The organism is Bifidobacterium aquikefiri, from assembly GCF_002259795.1.
Classification (GTDB): Bacteria; Actinomycetota; Actinomycetes; order Actinomycetales; family Bifidobacteriaceae; genus Bombiscardovia; species Bombiscardovia aquikefiri.
In genome coordinates, this window is the sequence record NZ_MWXA01000001.1 from 127,550 (window position 1) to 141,474 (window position 13,925).

12 protein-coding genes and 2 tRNA genes are annotated in these 13,925 nt (G+C 56.6%); 4 read left to right on the forward strand and 10 right to left on the reverse strand.

Annotated features, from left to right (window positions below; all coding sequences use genetic code 11):
• Window positions 1-14: 14 nt before the first annotated feature.
• The 4 genes from BAQU_RS00605 to BAQU_RS00615 form a co-directional block, all read right to left on the reverse strand.
• On the reverse strand, window positions 15-4,190 hold the full coding sequence (locus BAQU_RS00605; RefSeq protein WP_094692143.1) for an LPXTG cell wall anchor domain-containing protein: 4,176 nt from the start codon (window positions 4,188-4,190) through the stop codon (window positions 15-17).
• Window positions 4,191-4,320: 130 nt separating this feature from the next.
• Complete coding sequence (locus tag BAQU_RS00610; protein WP_158215591.1) at window positions 4,321-5,193, reverse strand: helix-turn-helix domain-containing protein; 873 nt, start codon at window positions 5,191-5,193, stop codon at window positions 4,321-4,323.
• Window positions 5,190-5,417 (reverse strand): hypothetical protein, encoded by a 228-nt coding sequence (locus tag BAQU_RS10380; RefSeq protein ID WP_034253369.1) that lies wholly within the window; start codon window positions 5,415-5,417, stop codon window positions 5,190-5,192. The genes BAQU_RS00610 and BAQU_RS10380 overlap by 4 nt, the downstream gene beginning before the upstream one ends.
• Window positions 5,410-5,700, reverse strand: a complete 291-nt coding sequence (locus tag BAQU_RS00615; RefSeq protein ID WP_158215593.1) for a hypothetical protein — start codon at window positions 5,698-5,700, stop codon at window positions 5,410-5,412. Before BAQU_RS00615 ends, BAQU_RS10380 begins: the two co-directional genes overlap by 8 nt.
• A gap of 95 nt (window positions 5,701-5,795) precedes the next feature.
• Here BAQU_RS00615 and BAQU_RS00620 point away from each other — a divergent pair, with 95 nt between their 5' ends.
• Window positions 5,796-6,185 (forward strand): helix-turn-helix transcriptional regulator, encoded by a 390-nt coding sequence (locus tag BAQU_RS00620; RefSeq protein WP_034253364.1) that lies wholly within the window; start codon window positions 5,796-5,798, stop codon window positions 6,183-6,185.
• On the forward strand, window positions 6,175-6,660 hold the full coding sequence (locus BAQU_RS00625) for an ImmA/IrrE family metallo-endopeptidase (RefSeq protein WP_051867423.1): 486 nt from the start codon (window positions 6,175-6,177) through the stop codon (window positions 6,658-6,660). The genes BAQU_RS00620 and BAQU_RS00625 overlap by 11 nt, the downstream gene beginning before the upstream one ends.
• A gap of 15 nt (window positions 6,661-6,675) precedes the next feature.
• Here the strand turns inward: BAQU_RS00625 and BAQU_RS00630 are convergent, their stop codons facing one another.
• From BAQU_RS00630 to BAQU_RS00640, 3 genes are all read right to left on the reverse strand, one after another.
• Window positions 6,676-7,995 carry a tyrosine-type recombinase/integrase gene (locus tag BAQU_RS00630; protein WP_094692146.1) on the reverse strand — a complete coding sequence of 440 codons (1,320 nt, stop codon included), beginning with the start codon at window positions 7,993-7,995 and terminating at the stop codon, window positions 6,676-6,678.
• Between the two features lie 191 nt (window positions 7,996-8,186).
• Window positions 8,187-8,259, reverse strand: a tRNA-Ala gene (locus BAQU_RS00635).
• 25 nt (window positions 8,260-8,284) lie between these two features.
• A tRNA-Ile gene (locus tag BAQU_RS00640) sits at window positions 8,285-8,358 on the reverse strand.
• Between the two features lie 249 nt (window positions 8,359-8,607).
• Between BAQU_RS00640 and BAQU_RS00645 the strand changes: the two genes are divergently transcribed.
• Entirely contained in the window at window positions 8,608-9,267 is a 660-nt protein-coding gene (locus tag BAQU_RS00645) for a M48 family metallopeptidase (RefSeq protein WP_244568381.1), read from the forward strand.
• A 145-nt stretch (window positions 9,268-9,412) separates the two neighbouring features.
• On the opposite strand, the gene BAQU_RS00650 is transcribed toward BAQU_RS00645, so the two are convergent.
• From BAQU_RS00650 to BAQU_RS00660, 3 genes are all read right to left on the reverse strand, one after another.
• A complete protein-coding gene (locus BAQU_RS00650) occupies window positions 9,413-9,892 on the reverse strand; it encodes a Dps family protein (protein ID WP_094692147.1) in 480 nt (159 codons plus the stop codon).
• 164 nt (window positions 9,893-10,056) lie between these two features.
• Entirely contained in the window at window positions 10,057-11,415 is a 1,359-nt protein-coding gene (locus BAQU_RS00655) for a hemolysin family protein (RefSeq protein WP_094692148.1), read from the reverse strand.
• 107 nt (window positions 11,416-11,522) lie between these two features.
• Window positions 11,523-12,122, reverse strand: a complete 600-nt coding sequence (locus BAQU_RS00660) for a carbonic anhydrase (RefSeq protein WP_094692177.1) — start codon at window positions 12,120-12,122, stop codon at window positions 11,523-11,525.
• 552 nt (window positions 12,123-12,674) lie between these two features.
• Between BAQU_RS00660 and BAQU_RS00665 the strand changes: the two genes are divergently transcribed.
• Complete coding sequence (locus tag BAQU_RS00665) at window positions 12,675-13,871, forward strand: trans-sulfuration enzyme family protein (RefSeq protein ID WP_094692149.1); 1,197 nt, start codon at window positions 12,675-12,677, stop codon at window positions 13,869-13,871.
• The last annotated feature ends 54 nt before the right edge of the window (window positions 13,872-13,925 follow it).

Consider the following 13,925-nt stretch of genomic DNA (forward strand, 5'->3'; position numbering starts at 1 on the left):
CGAGGCAAGCATGATCACTCCTTGCTGTCCGTATCCTTGCCGGAAGCGTCGGAGAGGGCGAGGGAACGGCGGTAGAGGAACAGTCCCGCACCGCCACCTGCTAGCAGAACCACGGCGGCAGCCAGCCAGAAGATGTCGGCACCGGTCTTCGCCAGGGCGTTCTTGGCGGGCGCGGGCTTGTTGTACCCGTTCCAGTCGTCGTGCGCGCTGATCGCAGTGTCGTAGCACACCTTGGATGGATCCACGGTCGGGTTCTTGCCGTCGAATGGGTCGGTGTCGATGGCCGGACAGTCGATGATCGGCTGCGCGGTGACCTTCGCACGATCCGTGTGGTGGTCGTTGCTCTTGGTGCCCTTCAACGTGCCGGTGACGTCCACGGACGCTCCGGGCTTCAACACGAGCGTGTTCCAGTTGGCCGGATACTTGAAGTCCACGACCGTGCCGGAACCGGCGATGGTCTGGTCTTTCAAGTCGATCTTTGAGAGACTGGCCTTGCCGGTGTTGGTGATGTGGAACACGATCTGTGTGTCACCCGTCACGTCCAGGGCGTCCTTGGGATCGTTGCGATCCCCGGCCTTCATGCCGCTCTTCGCATCGTATTTCTCGATGCTGATGGAAGGCGTCTGATCAGGAGTATGGGTGACCACCACGTTCGACGGCCTGTCCTGGCCGTTGAGCGTTTCAACAAACTGGTTCTTCACGTCGCCGGTCTTGATACGTTCCATCTGCACGTAGGCACGCCAACCCTGCTCCGTGGTGTCGTTGGATGAGGCGATGGCGAGGTATCGAGCCGTGGCGGTCACCGTGAGTACACCGTCCTTATCGGATGCGGTGAACAGGTCTCCACCGAATTTCGTGGAGTCCACGCCACTGCCGGCGATCCGGTCACCCTTCGCGGCCAAAGTCACGGCCTTGCCGTCCTGGTATTCGACCACATCCTTGGTGGCGTACACCGCCCACTGGCCGGTGTACCGGTCGTGCGACTGGTCGTACCCGTCCGTGATCTTCCAGTCGGTGATCTCCTTGTATGCACGATTCGTGTGCAAAGTCGAGGAATCCAGCTGGTAGAGGAACAGGTGGTTCAGGTAGATGCTCTGACCGTCGGCCGAAGCGCCGCCCACGTTGACCGTGACATCCTTGGAGGGGTTGATCTCTTTCAACGGGTTGCTTACGGTGTTGGTGAGCTTCTGCTCGTTGTTGGTGACCTGGATCGCGGTGTTCTTCACCGTGTAACCGTCCTTGACGGCCTTCACCGTCATGGGCAGCACGATCTGGTAGGTCTGTCCAAGCACCTTCTGGTCGATGGCGGGCGAGGTGAGCGGATCCAGCTTCTCGGTCGAATACGCTTTCAGGTCGGACGGCTGCGGGTCGCCCTTCACGGTCTCGCCCGTGGCGGGAATGGTCGTGTCCACCGTCTTGAAGAAGGCATATACGATGCCGTCCTTCTCCTGGATGTTGAACTTGCCGGTCACGTCACTGCCCTGGGCGTCAAGCACATGGATCCCTGTCGTGTCAAGCTTCAAGTACTGCTCGTCGTAGTCATCGACCATGCCCAGGCGCTGCACCACATACGCGGTGTTGTCCAGCTTCGAGGCATCGAGGTTGACCCGATAGTAGATCCTGTCGCCCAGCACGGCGGTCTTGCCGTCGATGTTGATCTTCGCATCCTTCTGAGTGTCCTGCTTGGAGGGATTGTCGTCGGGAGGCGTGTTCTCCACGATGTTCGACGGAGTGATGCTGTTGTTCAGCGTCAACTTCCACTGGTTGTCCACCTTCGTGTTCGCGGGAGCATCCTTGGAGACCGTGCCCTCGAACCGCACGATGATCCTCGGGTTCGAGCCGGCCTTCCAGTTGGCCTTCACCCAGGCGTCGGAGAACGCGATGCGAACCGTGTGCGCGGTGTCATCCCAGGTGTTGGTGTACTGGCTCTTGGGAATGATGTTGCCCGTATTCAGGTCGGTGACCTCCAAGGTCTGCTTGTCCACGTTCAGATACTGGTCGTAACTGTCCGTCACACCCACGTTCGTCACCTGATAGGCCAGGTTCGCAGGCAGTTTCGGCGTGGTTTCAAGCTTGTATTCGACCTTCTGGCCGGGGAACACGGTCTTGCCGTCCACGCTGGACTGGTCGCCGCCCTGTGAGGCTTCGGCCAGCACGTCCTTCGTGACCGGTGGCACGTAGCCGCAGATCTCGGGCTGGTTCGTATCCTCAGACTGCGTGTTCAAGGTTTCGGAACCCGCGTTCGTCAAACCCGCGCCATCGTTGACACCGGCGGGGTTCGTGCAGAAGGTCAGCTCGTCGCCGGCGTTCTTGCCGAAGTCGGAGCGCACCTGCTTGGCGCCCCCGCCATTGGCGAAATTGATGGTTCCTGGGATCAGCAGGGTGATCTGCTGAGCCTTGGCCAGGCCCTTCAACGAGGTGAGATAGCCGGCCTTCGCGGTTGCGGTGGCAGTCGTACCGTTCACGGTGATGGTGAACTGGTCGGTCACGTCCGTGCCCGTGTTGGCGATGTCCGCGACACTGGACTGCTTCTCACTGCTCGCATCGGCCTCGTACACGCGGATCTTGGACGCGTCGGCGGCATCGAAGATGTAGTCCGCCTTCGCCCAATCGTCGGTCAACGTGAGCTTGGTGGGGGCTTGGATCAGGTGTGCGGCAACGGTTCCGTTGACCACTGAGCCGACCTTGTCGCCGTCGAGGAAGGTCTCGGTGTCGGCACCGGTCTGGTTGCTTCTGGACGGGTCGATCACGGCCTGCCACTTGCCATCCACGTATTTGATCCAGGACTTGTCGGGGTTGGGACGCCAGGTCGGGAACGACTTGTCATCCGTGTTCACGCTCGGCTCCTGATTCCACTTGACCGAAGCCACATCATCGACCTTGGAGAAGTCAGGCTTGGCAACCGTCACATCGAAGCTGAAGGTGAAGGTGTGATCCGACGGCATCTCACCCTTGGAAGCGGCGCGCACGGCAGTGACCGTGTTCGCGTTTCTGTCCCAGTTGATCGTGAACTGACCGGATACATCCTTATTACCGTCCGACGTGTCCACGAGCTTGTAGTTGCTGATGCCATAGCTCACGCCGTTCGGGGTGATCGTATCCTTGATGGTCATCTCATAGCCACCACGACCGGTACCGGTCGTGATCGTCGTACGATTCACCATCTGGTCGGCGGAAGTACCCTCTTCGATGCTCTTACCAGGCTTCACGGGAGGCACGGCGGCAACCGAGAACGATTCAGACGCCTCAGGATCCGTGGTATCCACGGCAGCCTGCATCTTGCCCTGCTTGGCTACCTGCACGTCAAACCAGTACGTGCCTTCCTGCCAATGCGACATGCCAAAGTCGGAAGGCGTGAAATCGGGCGAGTTCTTCGAACCATCATTACGGATGGCCATGCTCTTCGTCACGCTTCTCGCGGCCACGTACCCGTTCCTCTGCCCGTCATAGTGCATGATGACCTTCGCCGTAAGGTTCTCGCTCAGCGAGGAACCATTGTTCGACGTGGTGATCACGTCATGCACGGCAGCGGTGGAACCCACCTTCATCGAGGCGGCAGACGCCTGCTTGGTGGACACGGAAAGCTTGTATGCAACCGGTGGTTCGTCGCTGGAAAGGACGATGACAATGATTCCTGGTGTCTTCGCGGCCTCGCGTGCCACCAGAGCATTGATGGTGGTCACACCATTGGAGAATGGTGTGGTGGTCTGATAGGCCACGCCTTCATGTGAGTAGCTTTTACCCTGTGTCTCGGCATTCCAGGCAGAAGCCCATTGCGATGTAGTGAAGCCGCCTGTGCTGCCGGTGTACTTTCCGTCAGTGGAAACCGCACCAACGCTCACCAATCTGCAACCGGCATTCGTGTCACCGTTATGCTTGGTAGCATAACGAGACTGGCATTCACTGACCGCACTATTCAACGCTGTATTCGCTGACGCATCCGCAGGATGTGAAGCGTCGTTATAGGAAGTCAATCCCATCGCGGCCAACGCTATATCCACATTCCCTAGTGTGGGAGCACCATAACTGTCTTGGTAAGTGAAACTGATCTGACCGTCACCACCGGAACCTGTACCGCCGCCACCTGATCCGCCGCCACCGTCAGCATACGCGGCAAGCGGTGAAACCGATGTGGAAAGTGCAGCGACCAAGGCAGCCGCTATGGTCGTTCCCTTCTTCCAATTCCTCATATTCTTCCCTTATCATTAAGGGGCAGCCCCTTGTGGGTTGCCCTAACAGGCCCCTGCTATCGCGTTCATCCGGCAAAAGAGAACCGCGGTAGCGGGGACGCACTTGGTGTTTGCCGTGCGTGCGGACACGTCACGGCGTGGACAGGTCATCGTCGGTCGGCAAACCCAACCGTTGCAGTGCCTGGATGCCGGTGATGCCCGTGTTCAACAGTTTGGCCAGGGTGACCGCGAGACCGTCGGGAGTGGCGTTCTCCTCGTCCCTGCGCAGCAAGGCGAGCACGTGCGTGCATTTCCAGGTGTGCGTGTGAGCATGGCCGGATGGGTGGCGGGCCTTGACCGTGAGGTTGAGTTCAAGGCCGCGTCTGAGCCAGTTGCGGAAACTGGCATCCCAGTCGGCACTGACCTGTGCCGAGGAGAGGCAACGGTCACGGAATTTCGCAAACTCCGCATCACAGTCCAGACCAAGGGTGGTGGCGAGAGCGTGGTGCGCACTATCAGGCCGCCAGTCGCCGATTCCGCTCATCGTGGGTCGGCGTCGACGGTGGGGAAGTTTCTCACCCGGGTTATTGGTCGGGTTATATGGTTCGTGCGCACCGTGTTGCATGTCTACGGGGCTGTGATTGCACCCCTGGACAGCGCTTGCTGCATCCCTGTGAACATCCACGGGTGCAGGATCTGCACCCGTAACGGTCGTGTCCTCCGCCCGGTGTCTCGTTGTTCGCAGGTTCAGGTCCCATACCGTGGGGCGATGATTGCCGGGCAGGTACGAGGCGAGCCGCTGGTCGCCGTGCCGTATCGCTCCGGACCGTTCCAGCAGGCGCAGCTTGTACTGCACCGTGCGGCGTGACACCTCGGCGATCCGGGACAGCGTCGCCAGGCTGGGGTAGGCGCCGGTGCCGTCGGGATTGGCGTAATCACCCAAGGCGATCAGGATCACCTTCGCGGTCGCGTCCTTGCCCGTGGGCGCCTCGTTCAACGCCCACAGCATGCTGCGCAGACTCATGAGCGTCGCCTGCGATGGATCCTCGTGGTGCTGCGCACCTCGACGAGCCGTTCGTCCAGATGCTCGATGCTGTCCGTGGACACCCGATACTGGCGTGAGGGCTGGCATACGCGCAGCACACCCTCCCTGCCGAGCTTGAGGATCTGGCGACGATCCATGCCCAGCATGAGCGACGCCTCACTCAGATTCACCCACTTCGGCACGAACCCGCCACCGCTACTCATGATCGGCCCCTTCTCCCGCAACCCCATGATGCGTGTCCGGCACCGGTGTGGCCGTCTCTTCGTCGGGGCTCACCAGTGTCTCGATGTCGACATGGAAGGCTCGCGCCAGCATCTCCAGCTCATGCACATCGAACGGTGACGTGGAGGGGAAGCGCAGCCGACGGATCAAAGTCACCCGAGGGATCCCCGTCAGCTGCGAGGCACGCAGCACGGAAGCGCCCGACCGGGTGATGACCGCCGCGACATGGTGCGCGACGAGTGTCGCGAAACTTGAACTGTCCATGAAAGACATGGTAATGCCCAAACAGGCAGCATGTCAATATCGGAGGTGCCCATATAGGACTTGATAATGACTGTTCAGTGTTATAGAGTGTCCATATGGACATGAACGAAGCTACAGCGAAGACCATAGCATCCGAACGATCGGCTGCGGGGCTGACGATCAAACGGCTCGCGGAACGCTCGGGCGTCCCCGAACGCACTTTGATCCGCATCCTCAAGAACGAGCGTGACATCAAGGTCACCCAACTCGCCCAACTCGCCGAAGTGTTCGGCGTCTACCCCCACGAACTCATCCAATCCGCCGAAGCGTTCATCGAACGCGACCAGCGCGGACCCGTCACCCTTGGGGAGCCGCAGCCCAGCGAACTGTCCGAAGCGGACAAGACAGCGTACGTGCTCAACAAGATAGGCAACCATGACGTCAGGCTCGCGGCATCGCACGACCCCAACAAATGGGCTGAGGCGGCAGGCGGCGATGGACGATAACAGGCGCATCCTCCCCGATTTCCTGCACCGGACATACACGCAGATCATCAACGACACCGAGCACCTCGACGTGAGCGTCGTCAACACCCTGCTTCCGGGGGATCTCACCGGAATATACGATGAAGCAACGAAGCTCATCCTCATAGACCAGCGGCTCATCAGCGCCCAGCAACGCTGCACCCTGGCACACGAACTCGTGCACTGGGAGCACGCCGATGAAACCTGTTCGGGAACCCTGGGCTCGAAGATCGAGCGGCACACCCGCATGGAAACCGCATCCAAGCTCATACGGCCGTGCGAATACGCCCTCGCCGAGAACGAATACGACGGCGACACCTACGCCATCGCCTGCGAACTGGACGTCACCGTGCAAGTCATCGAAGACTTCCGCAACTACCTCGCAATGGTCCCTGCCATGACAGACCGTCGGCAACAGGCATTTTGCCAAAGCCGAAGATCGACGGGTGGCATCTGACAGCCAGGGGAGGAATCAGCCTTGCTTCTTCGCTTGTTTGCCCGTTTCATGCCGCATCATGGCGGTGGAGAGTTGTGATGACAGCTGTTCGTTCTGCTTTCTGAGTTCCTGTATGCGCTGATCATTATCCTCTATACGGGAGCGCAGCGACTCGACGGTATCATCACCGGGAATGAGCGAGCCTACCTGGCGGGCGAGGTACCTTGACCGCGACTGGACACTGTGCTGATACCGCATCGCGGTCTGCGGATCCGAATGACCGGCCGCATCCATGATCTCACGCACCGTTGCACCCTGCTGGGCCAGCAACGTCAACGCCGTATGACGCAAATCATGGAAACGAAGATCCTTGCGCCCTGCCTGGATTCTGGCCTTGTCATACCAGCCTCTGAGCGTGTTGGGGTGCAACGGGGCTGAACTGTCAGTGACACCGGGGAAAATAAAAGCACCAGCTTCGGGACCGGTAAGGTCGACCAGCGTCTCCATCATTGGTTTCAATTGTGGGGGTATGCTCTCATCGCGTTCACTGTGCTCGGTTTTGGTGCTGCCAATAAGCTCCGGTCCAATGGTCTTGCGGCTCGTACGAATATGAAGCACCATATGGTCCAGATCGATGCTGCTTCTGGTGAGCGCGCAGATCTCGCCGATGCGAGGGCCGTTGCAGAATACGGCGATGTACACCGCCGCGCGATACCGTTCGGGCATGGCCTCGTAGATCATGCGTACCTGTGCGAGCGTGGCGGGCACCGTCTCGGTGTTGCGACGCTGTGATGGTGTCATGATGGTGCAGGGATTCCTGGGAATCAGGGGGCTTTCCCCATCAGGTCCGGGACTGCTGGCGGATGCCAACACGCTCTTGAGCACTTTGAGTGCATTGATGCACATGCTGCGCTGCGAGTGATCCAACCCGTCCCACCACCGATCCACATCACGGCTCGTAATCTCGGCCAAGCGTCGTTTGCCGAAAAACGGGAGGATATGGTTCGTCGCGTCCTTGCGTATCCTGTAGACCGTGCCTGCCTGGAGTTGGTCGCCCGACCGGGTACGTCGCAGACCCAGCCATTGTTCAAAGTATTGGGCGAAGGTCAACGAGCGACGCTGCTGTTCCCGAAGGATCTCCCTTTCAGGCTGCCATGAATGGGCGTCGATACGAAGCTTGGCGTCCCTGAGCCACACCAGTGCACCGGCCTCGTCTTCGATGTCGAAGCTGGCATACTGACGCTCCCTCAATCCAGGCCACTTATCAAAAGCCCAGAAGGGCGTCAGATAACTCGCCTCTATCCACGCGCTCGTCCGATTGCTCTTGTGCCGAAGCGTACCGAATCTCCGAGTCATAACATCCTCCTGCACCCGTGAACCATGCTGCTTTTACCACATGAATTACCACGCCAAACAGGAAACAGCAAGCGAAAACACGGCATTGCACGTCAAGACAGACCAACCGGGAAACCATGGAAGCACAAGGGGAAAACACTGAAATGGCAACAAAAAAGGCCGGTCACGACGGACCGGCCCTTTGATAACCGTGGAGCTAGGGAGAGTCGAACTCCCGACCCTCTGCTTGCAAAGCAGATGCGCTACCAGCTGCGCCATAGCCCCGAATTGCCAAATACTTAACTTAGCGTGGGCCCGGGAGGACTTGAACCTCCGACCTCATCCTTATCAGGGATGCGCTCTAACCACCTGAGCTACGGGCCCGCTTTTGTGCGTGTAAAACACACAAAGAGATACAATACAGTCTTAGTCTCATGAAGTCAATTCCACCGTGTCGTTGTCAAGGTCGTTGTCAAGCATGAATTTTCCTATTGCTGCCGCGCCTTACCAACCGGGGAACAGCGTCATGTTCTATGCTGGTTGAGCGAATATAACAGGAAATAATGGCAGGATGGTTGCACGATTATCCGCATCGCTGCAACGTGCAGGCATGTGCGGGATGAACCTGAATTGGTGGAGTCGAATGGCAAGGATTGGTTGCAGAGCAAGGTGAGTGTTGTTTATAGGGGTGCTACGGGGCGGACTGCCCGAACGAGCGTGGTTCGTGTAGCCGAAATCCACGGCAGACCGGTCACGATAACTCGCAAGCCCGTGAAGAACATGTATCTGCGCATTCAGAGCAAGGACGGCAGAATCAGCGTCACTGCACCATTTCGGATATCTGATGGCACAATCCGAGATTTTATTGAGAATCGATGGGATTGGATTGAACATGCCGAAAAGGAGCTCAACAAGGCAAGAAATGCTGCTATGGAGTCGGGAACGAGCCACGTCTGGTCGACAGCCAGGAAAAGGGAGGCTCGGCAAAGGATGAATGATGTCCTGCCTGCATTGCTGAATAAGTGGCTGCCGATTGTTGGCCGTGAACCGAGTAACATTTCCTTGAGACTCATGACAACCCGCTGGGGATCGTGCACGCCAGCCACACGGCGAATTCGCCTGAATCTAGAGCTGGCATGGCTCGAACCTGAGCTACTTGAATATGTGCTGGTCCATGAGCTGACGCACCTCTGGGCCTCAGGGCATGGCGCATCATTCCAGCGCTATATGACCACATTCATGCCCGACTGGAAACACCGCCGCCGCACCCTCAATCGACACATCATCGGCTGATTCCCGGACTCTGCTGCACACGTTGCGCTTCCAGAGTCTTAAATACAGAAACAGTGCGCTTTTGGAGTCACTTTTGGGTGAAAAGCTGAAAAGCTGAAAAGCGACTCCAAAACACACTGTATGAAATCTCTATATGAGAGAGAACTCAGATTAAGTGGCTTCTCATGAACCACTGGAAGGTTTCGAGCTTCTGCACGTGGTCCTGTATGATGTTGGAGCTGACAACATCCAGCTCATCCAGCTCCTTGATGGCCTCGCGGTCATCGGCAATAAATGAATCATAGAAGCCACACAGCGCCTTCAGATAGTCAAGAGTGGATTTACGGCCACTCAGGTCGACACCCTTCCACGTGCGGTTACGAATGATTGCCTCTGGGCGTCCATCTGGTGAACCACCGAGGGTTGCAATGCGTTCTGCGGTCTCATCGGCCATATCTCTGACCTCGTCAACCTGTGGATCAATCATCAAATGCACTGCAATGAAGTTTGGACCGGTTACGTTCCAGTGAGCATGCTTGAGCACGAGTGAAGCCTCTTGTTCTTGGCTCAGTCTGTTCTGCAAAATGGAGATAATCTTCTCGGAAGCTGCCTCATCAAGTCCGGGAACCGTAAAAGTCAATGCCATAAGAACTCCTTCGTATACTGTTTCGCATTCCATCGTTTTCGTTGGTGCGATTCAACAGATGGAATCTTTACCTATTGCACCCTGATCACTACAGTAAAGGCCACATTCTAGAAGTCAAATCAGTGAAATGTGAACGTTTATGGGCATTCAAATGCCTTCCGGTCTCAGACCTCTTGTTTGGCGGCCTCCACATTGTTGCTCGAGCCTGTCAATGGGTTCGCAGGCCCAATGTTCTGCCTGCGGCGTACCTGTACCGTTTCGATTCGTCTTCCCTCAACCTGTGTGACGACCATGTCATAGCCATCATCAGAGTGCAGAATCTCACCGATCTGACCCATCTTTCCGGTATGCGCAAGAAAGTATCCGGCGACGGTTTCGTAAGGTCCATCTTCGAGTTCAATGCCGGTGACATCCGCAAAGTCCTCGATGGTCATGCCGCCGTCAATCGTGGCGATTCCGTTGACGAACGCGGTCTGTTTCTGCCGAGGTCCCCCCGGTGTTTCAGGCAGATCATATTCATCGCGGATATCACCGACCAGCTCTTCTGTCATGTCTTCAAGCGTGACAATTCCGTCTGTGCCACCGTATTCATCGATGACTACGGCGAGGTGAATGCCGCGTTTGCGTAGCATTTCCAAACTGGGAAGCAACTTCGAAGTGCCCGGCAGCGATATACCATCTCGGGTCACGTCGGCAACGGTCTTGGCACTCGAATCGCGAACATCGAGTAGGTCGCGAACATGTACGAAACCGAGCACATCGTCAAAATCCTTGCCTTTCACCGGATAGCGTGAATAGGGCTCGTTGCGTACGAAGATTGCGGCATCATGCAGTGACATGTCAGCGTCAAGGAAGGTGACATCAGCGCGTGGTCGCATGACTTCGGCGACAATCGTTTCGGAGGCATCGAAGACATCGTCGAGAATGGTGCGTTCGTCCTTGCTTAAATGCGTATTGCTTGAGACAAGAACCCTGAGCTCGTCATCGCTGACCTGTGTGTTGGTCTGCTGCGGATCGAAGCCCAGCAGTCTCACGATGCCATTCGTATTCTTGCCAATAAGCCAGATCAGTGGCCTGCACACCGCAGAGAAAACATGAATGGCAGGAACGGTTGCACGTGCAATCTGTTCGGTGCGTTGCATGGCGATACGCTTCGGAACCATCTCAGATATCACGTTGGAGAAATATGAAATGATCAGAGTCAGAACAACCGTCGTCAATGGTGATGCCACATTGCTGGGCATGCCCCATGAGATCAGCAGCGGCACTATTTGCGGTGCAAGCGATGATGCGCCGAACGATACGGAGAGAAATCCAGAAAGGGTGACGCCAATCTGCACCGTGGAAAGAAATGTATTTGGATCGCGTGCAATTTTGCCCACTCTTGCGCCCTTGGCATCTTCCTGCTCCATTTGCTCAATCTGCGAGCCACGCAGCGACACCAAAGCCAGCTCCGTACCTGAAAATACGGAGCCGATGATGAGAAATACAAAGATCAGCACGATATTAAGCCACAACGACATATCTCCAATTTACGTTGAACAGCCGTCAATTGCACGCTGTGCACCTCTGTGAGCGAAGAAATACGGAGTGGCGCAATGATGCGTTGCCAGGCCACGCTCCTTCACTCTTAGAAGGAGAGCACCTCAACCTTGCCAGTGGTGAGCAGGTAACGGGCTCCAACCATCGAAACCCTGCCGCTTGCAATGGCTGATTGAATGATGCTTGAGCTCGAGACCAGATGTTCAATCGTCCTAGCGATATGCACACGCTCGAAATCGTCGGTCGTGGTCAGATCTGCTGCCTGTGCGGCAAGGATGGAAGCTCCGACCTGGCGAACGACGATTGAGTCGGAAACCAGCTCGGCGGTGTCATTGTCTTCGGAGAACCCTGCCCTCAACGATTCATCGGCATGCAAAGCCGCCAGAGCCGATTGAACGGCCCCGCAATGCTCATGACCCATGACGACCAGCAGACTCACATGAAGGGATTCGATCGCGAACTCCAACGATGCCTGTACTGCGTCGTCAATGATTTCGCCTGCCGTTCGAATCGTGAACAGATCACCCAGTCCTTCGTCAAATATGATTTCCGGGGGCACTCGCGAATCAGAGCACGAGAGCACCGCAGCATCTGGACTCTGCCCGTCGACAAGACCTTCACGAGTTTCCTTGTCCTGCCAAGGGTGTTCGGCCTCACCTTGTGCAAAACGTCTGTTGCCAGCAAGCATGCGACTCCACGTCACCGTAGCGGTGCTTTCTTCGCGCTGTTCAACTTTATTCGCCTCAACATTGTGTTTTCCATCTGTATTGACCACAACCGCCCCCTTGTTAGCTGTGACAATCCTACAGTCACACTATGGCGGCTGATCGCGCTTTCGCATATGACGCAATGCAGAGTGTGACGATATAGGCATTGAGCGGATGGGGATGTCTATCGCAATAGGTAAGTGCGAAGATGCGTTCCAAATCTGCAATCAGACGATGACGTGCAGGTGACGAATGTTGACCTGGACCCCCCCAGCAAGAGATTCATGCCGTATCCAATGTGTGACTGGTTCGTAAGTGTCGTGGAGCTGTTGAGAAAGCCAATGTGGTGTTCGTGGCTTTCGCCAAGCTTTGGGATTGCAACAGGCAGTAACGGCACATAAGTTTTTCGTATACTGCAGAACTTGTTTTCACATCGAGAACGCTGCTAGTTTGTTGCTTCATCACCCAGGATATGACGTGCTTGGTAGTCGAGTGAAGATGACGATTGACGAGAAAAGCAAGAAGGTTCCACGATGACACAATTTGCAACTCAACTGGTGCATGGTGTCGAGGTTCACGACAATGAGACAGGTGCCGTGAATCCGCCCATCTACAATTCATCGACCTATGCGTTCAGCTCCGTAGATGAAGCTCCTCGATGGGATTATGCCCGTTCAGGCAATCCGACTCGTGAATTCTTGGAGCGGCAGATCGCGCAGCTCGAGCATGGATTCCAAGGCTTTGCATTCTCTTCCGGTCTGGCAGCGATTCATGCAACACTATCGGTGTTCTCTCCAGGTGACCGCATCGTGGTAGGAGCGAATATCTATGGTGGCACCTATTCACAGATTCATGAGCATTTCGATCGTTGGGGACTCGATTTTGCTCCAGTCGATACACAGGATCTGGAAGCCGTCGAGCGTGCACTGCAGCTCGTGCCAACGCAGGCTTTGTATATCGAAACGCTCACCAATCCTGTATTGCAGGTCAATGACGTTGCAGCGCTCGCAAGCTTGGCTCATCGATATGGTGCAGTTCTTATCGTTGACAACACCTTCGTGACACCATATCTGCAACAGCCACTCGACTTGGGCGCTGACATCGTGCTTCATTCGGCGACCAAGTATCTTGCCGGCCATTCTGACGTTATTGCTGGTCTGGCTGTGGCAAAAAGCGAATCGATTGCGCATCGTCTGTATTTTGCGCTGAACCGTCTTGGCGGGGCACTGCCGCCTGCAGAGTGCGATTCGGTGCGTAAGGGCCTGCAAACACTGGCGTTGCGTATGGATAGGCAACAGAGCAATGCATCACCGATTGCGCGTTATCTGCTTGCACATCCGCTCATAAGCGTCGTGCACTATCCGGGAGCCAGTGAGGCTGGCAAGGCTTTGCTCGAGTCGAAAGGTCTGCGCGGAGCTGGTGGCGTGCTCTCGTTTGAGGTGAAGCGAGGAGTGGATCCCAGCATTGTGGTCAACAATCTTAAGATTTTCCGTCTAGCGGTGAGCCTTGGCGCGGTTGAGAGTCTCGCCGAATTACCCTGTAGAATGACACATTTCGAGATTCCACGGGAGGAACGTCTCAAGCTGGGGATCAGCGATGAACTTATTCGGCTCGCAATCGGCATAGAAGACGTGCATGATCTTCTTGCAGATCTGGAGCAAGCTTTCACTCTCGCTGCAAAATCCGAAAGACCCAGCCCTCGCCAAAACCGCGTGAGCACTCGGGCGTAGTCAGAAGGTGCCAATCAATTTCGTATAGAGAAGTCCGGTCTCAGATTCCTGCTC